Origin of the sequence: Thermobifida sp. (assembly GCF_017577275.1) — a bacterium.
Lineage (GTDB): Bacteria > Actinomycetota > Actinomycetes > Streptosporangiales > Streptosporangiaceae > Thermobifida > Thermobifida fusca.
In genome coordinates this window covers 1-16,587 of record NZ_PITY01000019.1, presented here as the reverse complement: position 1 = coordinate 16,587, position 16,587 = coordinate 1, and the positions used below count along the sequence as shown (strand labels likewise).

At 64.1% G+C, this 16,587-nt stretch carries 16 protein-coding genes and 2 CRISPR repeat arrays; of the genes, 7 read left to right on the top strand and 9 right to left on the bottom strand.

The window, feature by feature from the left end; all coding sequences use genetic code 11:
• Positions 1-82 precede the first annotated feature (82 nt).
• On the bottom strand, positions 83-286 hold the full coding sequence (locus CW348_RS04275; RefSeq protein ID WP_011292217.1) for a ubiquitin-like protein Pup: 204 nt from the start codon (positions 284-286) through the stop codon (positions 83-85).
• A gap of 285 nt (positions 287-571) precedes the next feature.
• On the opposite strand from CW348_RS04275, the gene CW348_RS04270 reads away from it, so the two are divergent.
• Positions 572-790, top strand: coding sequence for an EF-hand domain-containing protein (locus tag CW348_RS04270; protein ID WP_016188830.1), 219 nt, complete (start codon positions 572-574; stop codon positions 788-790).
• A 67-nt stretch (positions 791-857) separates the two neighbouring features.
• Here CW348_RS04270 and CW348_RS04265 read toward each other — a convergent pair whose 3' ends face one another.
• Both CW348_RS04265 and CW348_RS04260 read right to left on the bottom strand, forming a co-directional pair.
• Positions 858-2,477, bottom strand: coding sequence for an amidohydrolase (locus tag CW348_RS04265; protein ID WP_104612954.1), 1,620 nt, complete (start codon positions 2,475-2,477; stop codon positions 858-860).
• A gap of 72 nt (positions 2,478-2,549) precedes the next feature.
• Positions 2,550-3,851, bottom strand: coding sequence for an MFS transporter (locus CW348_RS04260; RefSeq protein WP_011292220.1), 1,302 nt, complete (start codon positions 3,849-3,851; stop codon positions 2,550-2,552).
• A gap of 196 nt (positions 3,852-4,047) precedes the next feature.
• On the opposite strand from CW348_RS04260, the gene CW348_RS04255 reads away from it, so the two are divergent.
• Positions 4,048-5,568, top strand: a complete 1,521-nt coding sequence (locus tag CW348_RS04255) for a PucR family transcriptional regulator (RefSeq protein WP_041428090.1) — start codon at positions 4,048-4,050, stop codon at positions 5,566-5,568.
• A 27-nt stretch (positions 5,569-5,595) separates the two neighbouring features.
• Here CW348_RS04255 and dop read toward each other — a convergent pair whose 3' ends face one another.
• The 6 genes from dop to CW348_RS04230 form a co-directional block, all read right to left on the bottom strand.
• Positions 5,596-7,113 carry a depupylase/deamidase Dop gene (gene dop, locus CW348_RS04250; protein WP_016188833.1) on the bottom strand — a complete coding sequence of 506 codons (1,518 nt, stop codon included), beginning with the start codon at positions 7,111-7,113 and terminating at the stop codon, positions 5,596-5,598.
• 796 nt (positions 7,114-7,909) lie between these two features.
• A CRISPR array of direct repeats spans positions 7,910-8,181; the repeat unit is 28 nt; unit sequence GGACCATCCCCGCATGCGCGGGGAGCAC.
• A gap of 532 nt (positions 8,182-8,713) precedes the next feature.
• Positions 8,714-8,947, bottom strand: a complete 234-nt coding sequence (locus tag CW348_RS15925) for a tyrosine-type recombinase/integrase (RefSeq protein ID WP_081430418.1) — start codon at positions 8,945-8,947, stop codon at positions 8,714-8,716.
• A gap of 1,021 nt (positions 8,948-9,968) precedes the next feature.
• Complete coding sequence (locus CW348_RS04245) at positions 9,969-10,091, bottom strand: helix-turn-helix domain-containing protein (RefSeq protein WP_258076937.1); 123 nt, start codon at positions 10,089-10,091, stop codon at positions 9,969-9,971.
• 104 nt (positions 10,092-10,195) lie between these two features.
• Positions 10,196-10,711 carry a helix-turn-helix domain-containing protein gene (locus tag CW348_RS04240; RefSeq protein WP_104613129.1) on the bottom strand — a complete coding sequence of 172 codons (516 nt, stop codon included), beginning with the start codon at positions 10,709-10,711 and terminating at the stop codon, positions 10,196-10,198.
• Between the two features lie 505 nt (positions 10,712-11,216).
• Entirely contained in the window at positions 11,217-11,408 is a 192-nt protein-coding gene (locus tag CW348_RS04235) for a DUF397 domain-containing protein (protein ID WP_011292226.1), read from the bottom strand.
• Positions 11,409-11,419: 11 nt separating this feature from the next.
• Positions 11,420-12,298: a helix-turn-helix transcriptional regulator gene (locus CW348_RS04230; RefSeq protein WP_287462870.1), complete on the bottom strand. Its 879-nt coding sequence runs from the start codon at positions 12,296-12,298 to the stop codon at positions 11,420-11,422.
• A gap of 341 nt (positions 12,299-12,639) precedes the next feature.
• Between CW348_RS04230 and CW348_RS04225 the strand changes: the two genes are divergently transcribed.
• The 5 genes from CW348_RS04225 to tgmC all read left to right on the top strand — a co-directional run bounded on the left by CW348_RS04225 (position 12,640) and on the right by tgmC (position 15,660).
• On the top strand, positions 12,640-12,807 hold the full coding sequence (locus tag CW348_RS04225) for a hypothetical protein (RefSeq protein WP_227480885.1): 168 nt from the start codon (positions 12,640-12,642) through the stop codon (positions 12,805-12,807).
• A gap of 63 nt (positions 12,808-12,870) precedes the next feature.
• Positions 12,871-13,308 (top strand): ATP-binding protein, encoded by a 438-nt coding sequence (locus tag CW348_RS04220; RefSeq protein ID WP_011292229.1) that lies wholly within the window; start codon positions 12,871-12,873, stop codon positions 13,306-13,308.
• The gene (gene tgmB / locus CW348_RS04215; RefSeq protein ID WP_011292230.1) at positions 13,305-14,255 is read left to right on the top strand and encodes an ATP-grasp ribosomal peptide maturase; all 951 of its coding nucleotides are present in this window, start codon (positions 13,305-13,307) and stop codon (positions 14,253-14,255) included. Before CW348_RS04220 ends, tgmB begins: the two co-directional genes overlap by 4 nt.
• Positions 14,255-14,524, top strand: coding sequence for a putative ATP-grasp-modified RiPP (gene tgmA / locus CW348_RS04210; RefSeq protein ID WP_011292231.1), 270 nt, complete (start codon positions 14,255-14,257; stop codon positions 14,522-14,524). Before tgmB ends, tgmA begins: the two co-directional genes overlap by 1 nt.
• Before the next feature lie 5 nt (positions 14,525-14,529).
• Positions 14,530-15,660: an ATP-grasp peptide maturase system methyltransferase gene (tgmC, locus tag CW348_RS04205; RefSeq protein WP_011292232.1), complete on the top strand. Its 1,131-nt coding sequence runs from the start codon at positions 14,530-14,532 to the stop codon at positions 15,658-15,660.
• Between the two features lie 174 nt (positions 15,661-15,834).
• Positions 15,835-16,105: direct repeats of the CRISPR family, unit length 28 nt; unit sequence GGACCATCCCCGCATGCGCGGGGAGCAC.
• Between the last annotated feature and the right edge of the window lie 482 nt (positions 16,106-16,587).

Genomic DNA, 16,587 nt, shown 5'->3' with positions numbered 1-16,587 from the left:
CGGAGGTACCCGCCGACGGTGACTTCTCTTTCAGCGAACTTCCGCCTGGGGACGGCATCGACGCCTGGGGTACGGTGCGGGACTACTCGCCGCCTTTCTGCACGAACTGCCGGACGAAGTCTTCTGCGTTGCTCTCCAGCACCTCGTCAATCTCGTCGAGGATGTCGTCCACGTCCTCGGCCAGCTTCTCGTTGCGCACCGAGGTCTCCGTGGTCACCTCGATCTCTTCAACCTCCTGGTTGCGTCGGGTTGCGTGCTTCTGACCCCCGGTTTCCTTCGTCGCCATGTGGAGGCTCCTCCCTGTGTTCGAGCTCTCGCCTCTATCTTGGCCACTTGACGCCCAACTCAACCCTTACGCAGAGCGTCGTTTCGCGCACGTTACCCACTGCGGCACACGTACACACGTTTGAACAGCCACAATGCACACCGTATCGCCTGGGAAAACAGAAAAATAGGGCCGGATTTCTCGCCTTGTCCTGCCGTGCTCGCCCGGGGCCAGGCCGCTGTAGGGTACCGGTCGTCCACGTATCGCGCTCACCCACACAGCGCAACGTCCGGAAAGGGGACGGCGGTGGCCGACACCAACGAGTACGCGGCAACGTTCAACCTGGTCGACAGCGACGGAGACCAGCGCATCTCCGCGCGGGAACTGGGGCGGCTCATGGAAGTGCTGGGCTCGCCGATCACCCTCGACCAGGCCGAAGAGGCCGTGCGCAGCATCGACTCCGACGGCGACGGGCTGATCTCGCTCGAAGAGTTCGCTGCCTACCTGGAGTCCGCCCGCAACTGAGGCGGGCCCTCCCCCCACGAAAAAAGGTGGGGGCCGACCCGCGGCCCCCACCAGTGCAGCACTGTGGTTACTGCTCTTCCGCCCGGTAGGCGATTCGACCGTCCAGCACGGTCAGCCACGCGTTCACGTCGCTGAGCTCCTCGGTGGGGATGGCTTCAATGTCGCGGTCCAACACCACCACGTCTGCGAGATAGCCCGGCTTCAACGCGCCCAGCCGGTCCTCCACGCCCAGCGCATACGCCGCGTCCCACGTGTGGGCGCGCAGCGCCTCGTGCACGCTGATCGCCTGGTCGGCGCCGATCTCCACACCCTCGCGGGTGGTGCGGCGGACCGCGTTGGCGACCGTGTCCATCGGACGCAGGCTGGACACGAACGAGTCACTCGACAGCACCGGACGCAGCCCCAAGTCCAGCTCCTCCCGCATAGGCTGCAGCCGGTGCGCCCGCTCCCCCAAGCGGCGCAGGAAGTCGCCGCCGCTGTCGTAGAGGAAGTTTGGCTGGTTCACCGGGATCACCCCGTAGTCGGTGAACCGCCGCGTCTGCTCAGGCGTCGGGTAGCCGCAGTGCTCGATCCGCGGCCGCGGGTCAGGCCCGGCCACTTTGACCGCCGCGTCGATCGCGGCCAGGGTCTGCTCCATCGCCCAGTCGCCCTGCGTGTGGATGGCGACCTGCCAGCCCTGCTCGGCCGCGCGCCGCACCAAGTCCACCAGCTCCTCGGGCTCGTGGTACATGCTGCCGGTGAACTCGCCGTGCTCCCCGTACGGCACGCTGAACCGGGCCGTGCCGCCCAGCAGAGTGCCGTCCGAGTAGAACTTCATCCCGGTCAGACGCAGCCAGTCGTCGCCGAACGGCGCCGCCAGCCCCACAGAGTGGAACGCGTCCAACTGGTGGGACAACGGCAGCCCGAAGGTCCGCACCGGCAGAGTCCCCGCCGCGTGCGCTGCCCGGTAGACCCGCAGCTCCCGCGCGGAAACCTGCGGGTCGCACACCGTGGTCACCCCGGCGGCGAGATACGTGTCCGCGGCATCCTGCAGCCAGCCCAGCAACTGCTCAGCGGGCAGGTCGGTGTGGAAGTTCGGCCCGTGGCAGCCGATGTCCACCGCCAGCGGCAGCAGCAGCTCCATCGCCGAATCCACCACCATCCCGGTCAGGCGGCCCGCCTCGTCCCGCAGGAACGCCCCACCAGGCGGGTCGGTGACGTCATCGGTGACCCCGCTCTGCGCGAGCGCGGCAGAGTTGACCACCGCCTGGTGCCCGGAAACGTGGTAGATGATCACCGGATGCTCGGTGGTGGCCTCGTCCAGCACGCGCCGGGTGGGACGGCCCTCCGGGTATTTGGCGTCGTCCATCCCGAACGCGCGGATCCACTGCCCCGGCGGGGTGCGCTCCGCCGCGGCCGCCACCGCCGCGACCAGGTCGGCGACACTCGTCACCGTCGGATAGCGGGCGTCGAGCGCCGCCAGCGACTCTGCGGTGGACAGCAGGTGGTTGTGCGGGTCGATAAACCCCGGCAGAACCGTGCGCCCGCCCGCATCAATCTCCACCGCGCCGGGACCCACCGCGGCCCGAGCCGCCTCCTCAGTTCCCGCGAGCAGGATCCGGCCGTCCCGGACGGCCAGCGCTGCAGCACGCGGGTTCGCCTCGTCCATGGTGATCACGGTGGCGTTGCGGATCAGCAGAGCGGACACAGCTCGACTCCTTCGTCATCGGTGTCACAGGGTGCGCCGCCAATGCGGCACAACCAGACAGGGTCCAACGGGTCAGGCTTCAGCAGCAGCGAGCACGTCGCTGTCGCGGTAGCGGGGCGCCTTGACCAGGCAGGCGATGCTCACCAGGGCCATGAGGATGAGCAGGCCCGCAACCGAGTAGATGGTTCCGGTCGCTGCGTACAGCGCGGTGCAGACCAGCGGGGACAGGCCACCGAAGATCGCCCCGGCCACCTGGTAGGCCAGCGAGACGCTGGTGTAGCGGGCCTCCGGCGGGTACATCTGGGCCAGCACCCGGGCGATCGGGCCGTAGGTCGCGGCCATCACCAGGCGCATCAGAGCCAGTGCCAGGAAGATCAGCGCCGTGCTGCCCGTCTCCAAGACGAGGAACTGCGGCACCGCCAGGATGATCACACCGATCAAGCCCAGCACCACCACGCGGACCGTGCCGAAGCGGTCACCCAGCCAGGACACGCCGAGGGTCGCGACCAGTTCCACGAAAGCCGCGACCGACAGGCCGTTGAGGATGACCTGCTCGCTCACGCCGACTTCCGTCACCCCGTAGCTCTGCAGGAAAGTGGTGACGACGTAGTAGCCGCCGACCGCCACCGGAAGCACACCGATGCCGAGCAGCAGCGGCTTCCACGAACCCTGCAGCGCGGCGCGCAGCGGCAGCTCCTTGGGGGCCTTCTCCTGAACCGCGGTGAAGACCGGGGACTCCTCCACCTTGAGGCGGATCATCAACCCCACCGCCACAAGCACGATGGAGGCGAGGAACGGCAGGCGCCACCCCCACGAGTAGAGGAAATCGTTGCCCACGGCAGCGATCAGGCTGAAGGACCCGGTGGCCAGCAGCGCACCCGCGGGGTTACCGAGCTGGGCAAAAGATCCGTAGAACGTCTTCTTGTTCTCGGGCGCGTGCTCCACGGAGATCAGCACCGCGCCGCCCCACTCGCCGCCCACGGCGATGCCCTGCACGAAGCGCAGCACCACCAGCAGCAGCGGAGCAACGAACCCGATCTGCTTGTACGTGGGCAGCAACCCGACCAAAAACGTCGCGGTACCCATCATGACCAGCGTGGTGACCAGCGCGGACTTGCGGCCCACCCGGTCACCGTAGTGGCCGAAAATGATGCCGCCCAGCGGACGGGCGAAGAAGCCCACCGCGAACGTGGCGAAAGAAGCCATGAGTCCCACGAGAGGATCCGTGTCCTCTGGGAAGAACGCGGTAGCAAAGATGAGGCTGGCAGCGGTGGCGTAGATGTAAAAGTCGAACCACTCGATGGTGGTACCGACGAACGACGCGATCGCGGCACGTAGCGGACTGCTGGTCGTTGGGGGACTCTGCTTACTCATGATGGCTCCGTGCGGGTCTCTTCAGACGCCTCCTCGTGGAGGTGCCGGTAAACTGCCTGAACTCCACGATGACCTGCGTAAATAGGAACAATGTGACGTTAGACTCCCCCATAGGGAACCGTGAAAGACGATTCGTATAGTCAAAACCGTGACTAATGTGCAGTACGCACAGTTTGCGGGCGGCAGACCGCTCACTATGCGCGCTTTGACCGCCCGACCTGACCTGGAAATCCGGATCCGCGCCGGCCACGGCGGACTGGACCGCACCGTGCGCTGGGCCCACGTCACCGAACTCCACGACCCGGTGCGGTGGCTCCGCGGTGGAGAACTCGTGCTGACCGTGGGGTTAAACGTCGGCGCCACGGAAGCAGAACAGCGCGCCTACGTCGCCCGGCTCGACACCGCGGGATGCGCCGGACTCGGCTTCGCCCTTGACACGTGGCTGACCGAAATCCCGCCGGCCATGGTGGACGAGGCAGAACAGCGCAACATGCCGCTGCTGTCCGTGGAAGGCAACACCCCGTTCATCGCGATCGTGGAAGCGGTCGCCGAACACTACGCCACCGAGCAGCTCCGCCTGCAAGGCAAAATGCTCACCGCCCAGGACGCCATGGTCCGCTCCGCCCTGCGCACGGGTCTGCCCGGTGTGGTCACGGAACTCGCCAAAGCAGTCGCCGGGGAAGCCCTTCTCCTCGACCAGAACGGGTTGACCACGCACTCTGTCCCCGGTGGCGAACACCCCTGGCACAGCACGGTGCGGTCCGCGGTCGTCCTCGACGGGGACCGGCCGCGCGGCATGTCGATCCTCGCCGACGGGGACGCCACCATCCTCCTGCAAAACCTGCGCGCTGGCGGCAGCACCCTCGGCTGGCTGGCGCTGCGCTGCTCCTCCCCCGCCTCCGCCCCCACCCGGATGCTCACCAACCACGCTGCATCCCTGCTGACCATGCACCTGCTGCGGTCCCGGGACGCGCGGCGCCTGCACCACCATGCCCGCGCCCCGCTGCTGCGCCTCCTCGTCACCGACCGCACCGCCGGAGCGTCCGCGGCCCGGCTCCTGACGCTCCCGCCGCCCCCGTTCGAAGTAGTGCACCTGGCCACCGACCGCCCTGACACGTTGGTCGACCAGGTTGTTGACGCGCTCGCCGACGTCATGGGCAGCGGCCCAGCCCTCGACCGGGCCGCGCTGTGCGCGCTCGACGACGGGGTCCTCGTCGTGCTCCCCGAATCACGGACCCGCCCCCGCCTGGGTGAACTCCTCTTCACTGATTTGGCGGCACGTCCGGAAGGCCCGCGTGCTGCGGGAGCATGCCAGGCCCGCGGCTCGGCGTACCTCGCTGATGCGGCGAACCGCGCCCGCCGCATCGCCGCTTCCGGTCCCGGCTACCGGCACGCCGCAGACACCGAAGCATGGTCGCTGCTGCGCGACTCCCTTCCCGCGGAAGCATCCGAAGAATTCCAGCAAACCGTGCTGGGCGCGCTCCGCGAGCACGACGCGCGCAACGGCACCGAACTCGTGGCCACGCTCCGCTCCTACCTGGAGCACAACTGCGGGATCGAAGCCACCGCCCGCGCCTTGGGCGTGCACCGCAACACGCTGCGCGCCCGGCTGCGCACCGCGGAACGAGTCATGGGCCGTTCCTTGGACGTGCCCCGGCACCGCCTGGAACTGTGGGCGGCCCTCGCATTGGATGCGGGCAGTGCTCCCGGCCCGTAGGGGATCCAGGCCGGGAGCACCCAGGCCTCAGCGTTTGCCCGTCAACGCGGCCACCAAGTCCGCAGCGGTTTCACAACGGTCCAGCAGTTCACCCACGTGCTCCCGGGTGCCGCGCTGCGGCTCCATGGTGGGGACCCGCTGCAGCGAGTCGTAGCCGGGAATGTCGAAGATGACCGAGTCCCACGATGCTGCGGCCACCGAGTCGGAGTACTTGGCCAGGCAGCGGCCCCGGAAGTAGGCGCGCGTGTCAGCGGGAGGCTCGGTGACGGCCCGCTGCACTTCCGACTCGTCGAGGAGCCGCTGCATGCGGCCGCGCGCCACCAGCCGGTTGTACAAGCCTTTGTCCTCGCGCACGTCGGTGTACTGCAGGTCGATCATCTGCAGGCGGGGGTGGTCCCACGCCAGGCCGTCGCGGGCCCGGTAGTTTTCCAGAAGCTTGAGCTTGGCCACCCAGTCGAGCTGGTCGGCCAGTTTCATCGGGTCGTCGGCGAGGGTCGTCAGCACCGTTTCCCACCGGTCGAGCACGTCGGCAGTGTCCGGGTCGACGTCGGTGCCGTAGCGGTCCTCCACGTATTTGCGGGCCTGCTCCAAGTATTCGCCTTGGAGCTGCAGCGCAGTCATCTGCCGTCCGTCACGCAGCCGCACCTGGTGGGTGAGGCTGGGGTCGTGCGAAATGGCCCGCAGGTCGGCGACTGGCGTCTCCAACGACAGGTCGTTGGTGAGGAAGCCGTCTTCGATCATCGACAACACGATCGAGGTGGTCCCCAGCTTCAAATAAGTGGAGATCTCGCTCATGTTCGCGTCGCCGATGATGACGTGCAGCCTCCGGTACTTGTCAGGGTCGGCGTGCGGCTCGTCGCGCGTGTTGATGATGGGCCGTTTCAACGTGGTTTCCAGGCCCACTTCGACTTCGAAGAAGTCGGCGCGCTGGCTGATCTGGAACCCGGCGTCGCGTGCGTCGATACCGATCCCCACCCGGCCCGCCCCGCACACCACCTGACGGGAGACGAAGAACGGGATGAGGTGCTGCACGATCTCCGAGAACGGGGTGGACCGGCGCATCAGGTAGTTCTCGTGACAGCCGTACGAGGAGCCCTTGTTGTCAGTGTTGTTCTTGTACAACTGGATGGGCTCCGCGGAGGGGAGCATCGAAGCGCGCCGGGCCGCATCCGCCACGATCCGCTCCCCCGCCTTGTCCCACAGGACTGCGTCACGGGGATTGGTGGCCTCGGGGGCAGAGTACTCGGGGTGGGCGTGGTCGACGTAGAACCGCGCCCCGTTGGTGAGGATGACGTTGGCCAACCCCAAGTCTTCGTCGGTGAGTTGGCTCGGATCAGCCGCCTCGCGCGCCAGGTCGAAGCCGCGCGCGTCGCGCAACGGGTTCTCCTCCTCGAAATCCCAGCGAGCTCTGCGCGCCCGCGCGGCCGAAGCCGTCAGGTAGGCGTTGACCACCTGGGTCGAGGTCACCATCGCGTTGGCACCGGGGTTTCCTGGCACGGAGATCCCGTACTCAGTCTCGATGCCCATAATCCGCCGCACAGTCATGTTGTGAAGGGTATCCACCGAGACACGCTTTGATGCATGACCCGCCGAATTGTGCTCGAACAGCCGAGTTCGCCCCGTACGCCACGGTGACGGCCAGTCCTCACTTCCGAGCTCGATTCGCGAGGGCGGGACCCAGGGTTTTGGGTCGTCCGACCGATGGTTCCCGCCAGCATCGGCGCTTTCTTAGCGAGAAGCCCCAGGACTACCAGCGAGCAGAATCGTCTCAATATCGGCTTTCGACCCGAGAACGTGACATCCCTCCCTGCACGCCCTCTGGCCGCAAGCTACCGAAATCCACAAATCAATACGAAAGTGCAAAACCTAAAACGAAGATCTTCCACCACCCCTTCCCCTTGAATCAGAAAATAAAAATCGCAAAATACTTGTAATTTTATTCAATTTTAAATCATCTTCATCAAACCACCAAAAATCCAATCTACCCCCAACAGCACACTGGACCGCCAGAACATTTCTCGCTGATTAGAGCCTACAAAGAGCCTTCATGGACACGAAAAACCGGAAATTCATGGAAACCACACAGGGCATGGACATCTCAAAGCTACGCGCAGCTAGAGACTTGTGCGCGGTTCTTCAAAACCGCATACAGGAGGACTGTTCGCCATACAGCTGATACGGAAGATCAACCCACTACCACGGTAGTGCCCAGCGGGAAGCGCCCCCTCAACCATGGATGGTTGAAGGGATAATCTCTGACGGTGTCACCGACATCGAGAAAAAGACAGTTGATCCATCTCTGATCAGCTCAATTCTAACGAGCCAGCTGTACAGCAATCCTTATATATTCCCGCATGCGCGGGGAGCACGCCCCACACCGGACGACTCTGACCCGATGATCAGGACCATCCCCGCATGCGCGGGGAGCACATGACTCCCCTCGCTCTTATGCCCTGCAGGGAAGGACCATCCCCGCATGCGCGGGGAGCACCCGAGTGCGACGTTTCCGCAGCCGGGGCCTCGAGGACCATCCCCGCATGCGCGGGGAGCACAAATAGAACCGCCGCTCTGGCCTCATCCGGAATGGACCATCCCCGCATGCGCGGGGAGCACCCTAAACGACCTGCAACTTTACCAGCGTGCAGCACCAATTTCATTCACTTCCGAAAAGAAGACCAAGCTCCCCAATAAGAAAATTTGGCCCAACAGGCATGGAGCATCAGGACAGAGTCGTCTCGCATAGCAATGAAACCACCGATGTGAGAAGCCTTCAGCACAAAGCCATTCCTCAGGCGTAGAAAACCCTCACCGCACATCCCACAGGTCCCCCTACGGACACGACGACAGTCCTGCACACCGACTAGAGCCCACGCGATCCCACCACTCCCCTTTACAGAGCTGGACAGAGCAGGTTCCGCGCCTGTTGGTAAGCCGACGGCCGCCAAGCAGAAAGAAGGGCCTGCCGGGGATGTCCGGCAGGCCCACCAAGTCGCTTGTTACAGGTACTGGCCAGTGTTGGCCACGGTGTCGATGGAACGACCAGCGTCGGCGCCCTTCTTGCCCGACACCAGAGTCCGGATGTAGACGATCCGCTCACTCAACCCATTTTCCGCAGGTCAACACTTCGAGCACCGACACCATGCCATCACATTGCTGACACGCTGACACCAGGCGTGTAACCGAGTTTCCGATACCCCTCATCCAACACCCGGCGGGCCGCCGACACCGACCCCCGCAACATGTGCCAGTAGACACGCTCCGTAGTCGCCGTGCTGGCATGCCCCAGAATCCGCGACACCTGTGGAAGCGGCATCCCCCCACTGATACACCGCGACGCGAAGTCGTGCCGCAACCAATGGAAAGTGAATTCGTCCGGCAATTCCGCGGCCCCACCCCGTCCCGGAAATCCTCATAGAACGACGGCCGATGAACATACGGAGCTGACCTCCCCGGGCACAGGAAACCATCCTCCGGGATCGACCACCGCTCCGCATGCTCCATAATCCGCTGGTACAGGAACTCCGGCACCGGCACCTCCCGGAACTGGTCAGCCCGCCTGTGCTTCAGCGGCGCCAACCGCTGCGCCCCCAACACCTGTCGGGTGATCCGCAGCACCCACCCCTCCTCGCCCTCCACCAACTGGTCGAGACGGACCGCCAACGCCTCACCGATCCGCAACCCCGCAGCATGCCCCAAGTAGGGGGCGATCTGCCACGGCCCGTGCAGGCGGCTCGCCAACGTGTCCAACTGCTGCAACGTGACCGGCACGAACACGCAGGACTCCACGTGCTCAGGCAGCGGTACGTTTGCGCATGGGCTCCGTTCGATTACCCCCGACTTCCGCAGATCGGTGAACACCGCGGCGACCGCGATGAAAATGCTCGCCACCGTGTTCGGCGCGAACCGGTCGGTGAGGTGACGCACCAACGATTTCACGTGCTCTCGGGACACCTCGACGTCCGCCAGGTCCCCGAACGCGACTCCCGCCGCAACTTCGAAACCGTACACGTGGTTGCGCAGACTGTACCCGTAGTGGGCGGTCGTACTCCGGTTCCCGACCCGGGTACGCAAGAACTCTTCCGCGGCCTCCCGGAAACTGCGCCGCTGCCCCTCGGCGCGATGACGACCTCGTGGATCGCCTTCTTCGCCTCCACCTGCTTGGCCCAACGCTCCGCCGCCCCCACTGGTCACCGTTGTAGGCCTTCGCAGAAAAACTCACGGTCTGCATCCGCGACCCGCGGCCGCCGGGTCTCCACTGCACGGTCACCGAATGGGGGCAACGTTTCCAGATCCGGAGCCTCTTCTTCTCATCGTCGACACCAGCCGCACATTTGCAGCGCTTGTACAAGGACGCCAAGGCTTCCTCCGAGGGGTGGATCGGATACCAAGGTCCTACCGAGTCAAGCCGCGGCCCGCTGTCTCTCCAACCAGGCGAGCACGTCACGTTCCAGCCAGCGCAGGTGCCTGCCAATCTTGTACGGACGCAGCCCCCACTGCCGCCACCGGTCGTATACCGTCTTCACCGGCACGTGCAGCCAGTCAGCCAGCTCCTGAGGGGTGACCAGCCGATTGGACCCCCCAACGTTCCCGTCTGCTTCACCTGTTCAGACATGCTTCTTCCTCCTCGTCACTCCGGTGGGACCTCGTTATCCCGCTCAAACGGCGTCTCGCCGAAGTCCCGCATCCACTCCACGACACGGTCCACGTCGTGGTACGGCGGAATCCCCTCGGGGCGAGACATGAGGAAGAAGTCCATCAACCTCCTACGAAGCTGCTCAGGGTCACGGGGCGCACCCAACGGCCACTGGCCGTCCAACCACCGCCAGGCATCATGCGCGGCCACGACCCCCACCCCGGTCACCTCCACCCAGCCCACAGCCGTGGGAGGAAGAAGCAACGCCGAGGGGGACACGTCCAGGACAGCGGCAAACGCGACCAAGTCGTCTACGTCCACCCGACGCCGACCGTGTTCCACGTTGGTGATCGCCACAGCGGTGATCGGTCTACCCCGCTCGGTGAGACGGCGGGCCATCTCGGTAGTGGACAGGCCGCGCAACTGTCGGATACGCCGAATGTTCGCGGCGACCTGTAGCCCGGTGGGGCCGAGCGTGTTGGGGCGGCGTGGAGTGCGTGACGTAGCCATGGGGTGAGTTTCCCATCCCACAGCTGCCACACAGGTTTCCACATTCACCTCCCCAATACTCCTCTAACATGATAGAGGAATCTTCTTAGATCTTGTTATAACCCATCAGTCCTGGGAGTTGTGTGCAGAAACCCCCGGCGGCGTGGGCGCACCAGTCCACGCCGCCGCCAGAAGAACACAGCACAGCGCGAACAACAACCACCACGGAGAGGATTAAAGACCCCCAAGTTCTACTGCGGACCAGCGCCCTCACAGGCATGCACCCTTTCCTTGACCTTGACCATCTACAGAGGGTTACAGGTCCGGAAAGGCGAAAACGCCGGGGTACAGACCAAAAAAATTTTCGGGGTTTACAGAGCCACAAAGAAATCCCTGCTCAAGGCGCCAGAGCAGGAGGGTCGAAAAACACCTGCCAAGAGACGACACAAATCGGTACACTCATCCGTGGTTGAATGCAAAGAGCCCCCGAGATGCTGATCTCGGGGGCTTTTCCACGCCTACAAGATCAGACCTGGCCTGCTTTCAGGGTGTGAAGAAACGCAGTCCACTCCTGCGCGCTGAATTTCAAGTACCCGAGGTGACGGTTCTGGGTGTCACGAACGAAGACGACAGCCTCGGGAGTCTCGGCCACCTCGACGCAGTTGTCGCCTGAACCGCTGTAGGAGGACTTGCGCCACTGTACGTTGGGTGAATGCATGTTCTCCCGCCTTACGCGATGAGGTTTTTCAGGTAGGCCACCGACCTTTGCGGGGTCTCCGCGGCACTACATGTGTGCCCGAAAATCCCCACATACCGTTGGACGACCTTTGGGTCTTCCAGATACAGATCGTCGGTGGCGGTTTCCAGGTACACCATCGGTGGATCTGCTGGGTCCTGGAAATCTAGGATCATGAAACTGCCATCGATCGCCGCGTGAGCGCCGAAGCTGTCTCGCACCACCTGAATGTCAACATTCGGCCGAGCTGCCATATCGATAAGGCGCTGGATCTGAGCGGTCATCACTTCCCGGCCGCCCACCTGCTTACGCAGCGCGGCTTCATCAATGAGCGCCCACAAGTACAGGGGATCGTCCCCTTCTAGCACTTGCTGGCGGCGCATCCGCCCGGCGACCTTCCGGGTAATGTCGTCGCCGTCCATGACGCGGCCGCTTCTCATGACGGCCGCCGCATAGTCTGGGGTTTGCAGCAGGCCCGGGATGAGCAGCGCCTCGTAGGTACGGATCATGCTCGCCCCAGCCTCGAAGTCCGCAAGGCCGCCACGGAGCACATCCCGGTATTCCACCCACCAGCCGCGCACACGGGACTCTCGGGCAAGGTTAATGACCGCTTCCCGCATTTCCGGGGACAGCTCATACACCTCGGCGAGGTCCTGCATGTCACGCGGGGACGGGCGTTTCCATTCGTTGCGCTCCATGCGTGACAGCTTCCCGGAGGGCCAGTCAAGTCTGCGGCTGACCTCGTCAATCGTCAGTCCGCGTTCTTCGCGCATTTTCCGCAGCAGCGCTGACAGCCGCCTGCGGCGCGCGCTGGGGCTGTACCTTCCGGCCATGCGGGTCACCTCCTCCTGCCTGGCGTGATCATAAGCCACGGCAAGGAAGCCGACATATCGGTCACATGATATTCGCATCTTGATTTTCTAAAGATGTGCATCGCATTATGACAGTAAGCATTCATCCGCATGGGCTTGGGCTGTGCAGCCCTCTAGCCCCGTAGGGGTAGGCAACCATGATCTTGAACGCTAAAGGGTCTCCTCCGCGCCGGAGGCCACTTTCACGTAACCGATCCCATCCTCGGCATGTTTGGCCTGACCAGCCAGAACAGTCCGCGGCCCATTTCGAAGCTCGAAACCCTGGCTCGTTTTGCGTATGGGTGCCCCATGAAGGGGTGTTCCGCGTCTGGGTGCATAGAGACCACCTCATTCATGGACCTGTGGTCGCCCCCGACCTCAACTATCTCGAGGCCGCCCTACGCGGGCGTGTTCCCGACGTGCACCTGAACGTCGCCACCCCACCGGAACAGGCCGACACCCAGCTCACCGCCAAGCTCACCGTCTACATCCGCGCCTACCTGACCCAGCGCAGCAAGCACGCCGACTAGCCCCCTGCAATGCAAGACTGCCCGGCTTGAGACGGAGGCTGAGGCAGTCCCCGAGGGAGAACCATGCACGCAGAAAAACGTCTGCCCGCCTGTCTCCACAGTGTTGCCGCCGCACGGGCATGGGTGTCCCGCATTCTCGACGGGTATCCCGAAGACGTGACCGAGACCGTAACCCTGTGCGTATCGGAAGCGGTCACCAACGCCATCCGATACTCCCGCAGCAGCCTGCCACGAGAAGGCGGAAATCTCGGCGAGGTCATCCTTCGCCTACACAACCTGCCCGGCTGTCCTCTCTACGTGGAGGTGCAGGATGAGGGCCCGCTCACCCCCAGTAGCCGCCCTCACGTCGTGGACGGCAGTGGCCCTCTGGCTGAACATGGCCGTGGCATGTGGCTGATCAGCACGCTGGCCAAACAGTGGACAGTCATGTCAGAGGAAAGCGCCACCCTGCTGAGTATGGCCTTCAACACCATGCCCTCCACCGGGAGGGCTGAGCCATGACCGTTCTCATCCTCACCAACCCGTTTGACATCACCGCTGACGACGTAATCCTGCGGCTCACCGAGCGTGGCGTACCCGTCGTCCGCTTGGACCCAGCCGATTTCCCCCAACAGGTGGTGCTGCACTCCGAAATCGGTGGCAACGGATGGACAGGCACACTTACCACCCCGCACCGCATTCTCGACCTGTCCACGGTGACCGGCATCTGGTATCGCAGGCCCAGGAAATTCCGCCTACCCGCCCAGATGAGTCAAGCCGAGTACGAGTTCGCGGCCACTGAGGCCCGCCGCGGCTTCGGTGGAATCATCAACAGCCTGACCGGCTGGATCAACCACCCTTCAGCGATCGGCCGCGCCGAATACAAGCCCTACCAGCTCCACCACGCGGTGCAAGCAGGGTTGAACGTGCCCCGAACCCTGATCACCAACGACCCTAAACAAGCCAAGGGGTGGTGTGCGCGGGTCGGCGACGTCGTCTACAAACCGCTTAGCGCCCCCTCGTGGTTGGAAAACGGCGACACGTATGTCGTCTTCACCACCCCGATCACCCCAGACCAGTGGGGTGATCCTGCCATCGGCCGCACTGCTCATATGTTCCAGCAACGGCTGGATAAAGAGTTCGAGGTGCGTCTCACCATGGTGGATGGCAAGGCGTTTCCCGCGGCCATCCACGCCCACTCGGACGCGGCTCGTATCGACTGGCGATCCGACTACGATGCGCTAACCTACAGCATTCCCACCGTGCCACAGCGTGTTCTAACAGGGGCGCGTGACCTACTACGCCGTCTACATCTGCGCTACGCGGCCCTGGACTTTATCGTCTCCCCGGACGGCCGATGGCACTTTCTGGAGGTCAACCCCAATGGCCAGTACGGGTGGATCGAGGAGCACACCGGACAACCGATCAGCGACGCAATCGCTGACGCTCTCACAAGGAAGGAAAACTAATGTCGACAGCGGTCACCGACGCCTTCCCGCTTGGCAGGGACGAGAACAGAAACGACCAAGTCACCGAGTGGCGCCCGTTCGGAATGCGGTACGGCGTACAGCCCACGCCTATCCCTGTCCCCCTCAGCGACACCAAGTATGACCCCGACCAGCAGGTCCTCGTGGTGGCAGACGGCCAGCCGTGCGCGAAAATCGAAAGAGCCGGCACCATGAGAGTCACCTATCCCGACGGCCAGAAGCCGGGGCAGAGCGACGTGGAAAAAGACTAGGGCTGATGACCACACAGCACACCTCATCGCCGCGTGCGCTAGCCGACAAGCTGGCACACGACGGCAAGCTGCGGGACCCCGCCTGGATTAAGGCCTTCGCTTCGATCCCCCGGCACCTGTTCCTGCCCCACATCTACCAGCCACACCCCGACGGCGGGTTTACTCTCGCCTCCACCCCTGAAGAGCTGGCCTACCAAGACGAGGGGTGGACCACCCAAATCAACGGGACCTTCCCCACCCCCAAGGATGGGGAACCCATCCAAGGACAGCCCACCTCCTCCAGCTCAGCGCCTGGGCTCATGGCGGTCATGCTGGAAGCCCTCGATGTGACCGACGGTGTGCGGGTACTGGAAGTGGGCACAGGAACCGGATACAACGCCGCACTGCTCTGCCACCGGCTTGGCGACCAGCACGTGGTCACTGTCGAAGTAGACCCCGTACTGGCTGAACAGGCCCAACAGCGGCTCGCAGAAGTCGGCTACCGGCCCATCGTGCACGTGGGAGATGGTGCAGATGGGTATCCCCCAGGCGCCCCCTATGACCGAGTGATCGTCACCTGTGCACTGACCTCCCTGCCGTGGAAGCTGATAGAGCAAACTCGGCAAGGCGGGGTGTTGGTGGTCCCAGTGTGGCGTGGCCATCTTCCCGCTGGACTGATGCTACGACTCACCGCAACCGGCGGCAGTCTCGCGCGCGGCCAGGTGCTTGACGCCTACGGCGGGTTCATGCCGGCCCGGAACACGCCACCTGCGGACGCCGTGCAACTGCTCCACCGCCACCAAGCAGCCGCGGATGAAGGTGGCACGGCACGAACCACCAGCCTCACCACGGGCACAAGCGGGGAACCATGGGCGTGGTTTGCTGCCCTTGTCGTGCCTGACGCCGTCTCCTTGGGGACCATCCACGACGACGGGCCTCCGCGCCACTGGCTGCTCACCGAAGACTCCTGGTGCTATCTCACCCCTGATGGGCGTGTCGTCCAAGGCGGACGGCGCCACCTATGGGATGAGATAGAAGCCGCCCACAGCACATGGGAACAACTCGGCCAACCAGCACGGCACCAATGTCAGGTCATCATCGACCCTGACGGCGCCCGGCTCACCTATCAAGGTCGGGAATGGCCGATCCTGCTCTAACCCGAATCCGGGCTGAACCCCTGAATTTCCCGGGAGTTCAACTTTTTTACATGCTTGGCGAGGCACGAGGGCCGGTGAATACGCCATGGCAACGACCGGTTCAGGGTGTAGGGCCTGGGCGAGCAGATGGTGCTGCGGCCAGTGGAGAGTGACGGTCGAGTAGGGGGCAGGACGGGACCATCCCCGCATGCGCGGGGAGCACTGCCACGGGTCGGGGTTGGATCCGTAGTCGGGGGACCATCCCCGCATGCGCGGGGAGCACCAGGTTTTCACCCGCCACCGGTAGGAGGCCCCGGGACCATCCCCGCATGCGCGGGGAGCACTCCGGCATAGCGTGTGGCAGTGGCCCCCGGGAAGGACCATCCCCGCATGCGCGGGGAGCACAAATAGAACCGCCGCTCTGGCCTCATCCGGAATGGACCATCCCCGCATGCGCGGGGAGCACCCTAAACGACCTGCAACTTTACCAGCGTGCAGCACCAATTTCATTCACTTCCGAAAAGAAGACCAAGCTCCCCAATAAGAAAATTTGGCCCAACAGGCATGGAGCATCAGGACAGAGTCGTCTCGCATAGCAATGAAACCACCGATGTGAGAAGCCTTCAGCACAAAGCCATTCCTCAGGCGTAGAAAACCCTCACCGCACATCCCACAGGTCCCCCTACGGACACGACGACAGTCCTGCACACCGACTAGAGCCCACGCGATCCCACCACTCCCCTTTACAGAGCTGGACAGAGCAGGTTCCGCGCCTGTTGGTAAGCCGACGGCCGCCAAGCAGAAAGAAGGGCCTGCCGGGGATGTCCGGCAGGCCCACCAAGTCGCTTGTTACAGGTACTGGCCAGTGTTGGCCACGGTGTCGATGGAACGACCAGCGTCGGCGCCCTTCTTGCCCGACACCAGAGTCCGGATGTAGACGATCCGCTC